This window comes from Methylobacillus sp. MM3 (assembly GCF_001645185.1).
Classification (GTDB): Bacteria; Pseudomonadota; Gammaproteobacteria; order Burkholderiales; family Methylophilaceae; genus MM2.
The window spans coordinates 1-397 of the sequence record NZ_LXTQ01000035.1 but is presented as its reverse complement, the minus strand read 5'-3'; the positions used below and the strand labels follow the sequence as shown (position 1 = coordinate 397).

Annotated in this window: 1 protein-coding gene; it reads right to left on the bottom strand. The window is 50.1% G+C overall.

Annotation, left to right across the window (positions count from 1 at the left end):
- A partial coding sequence (rplJ, locus tag A7976_RS14860) for a 50S ribosomal protein L10 (protein ID WP_082878091.1) occupies nucleotides 1-288 on the bottom strand: 288 nt, incomplete at its 3' end.
- Nucleotides 289-397 lie beyond the last annotated feature (109 nt).

The following is a 397-nucleotide window of genomic DNA, read 5'->3' as shown; positions in this document are numbered from 1 at the left end:
GAACAGACGAGCAGCAGCGCCCGGGTGTTCCATAGAGTATGCAATCAGGGTCGGACCAACAAACGCGTCTTTCAGGCACTCGAACGGAGTACCTTCAACAGCACGGCGCAGCAGGGTGTTACGAACAACACGCATGTATACGCCAGCTTCGCGCCCTGCTTTACGCAGTTCAGTCATTTTATCTACAGTTACGCCACGGGAATCCGCAACTACTGCAGACAGCGCGCCTTTGGCTACTTCGCTGACTTCAGCAACAATCGCTTGTTTGTCTTGAAGATTTAAAGCCATTAGCTTTGCTCCTGGATGTTTGCCAGAGAAAATCTCTGGAACTCACTTCACTCCTCCAAACGGAGAGAGCGTCTTAATTACGGTGAGCAGAAACAAGCCAGAATATAAA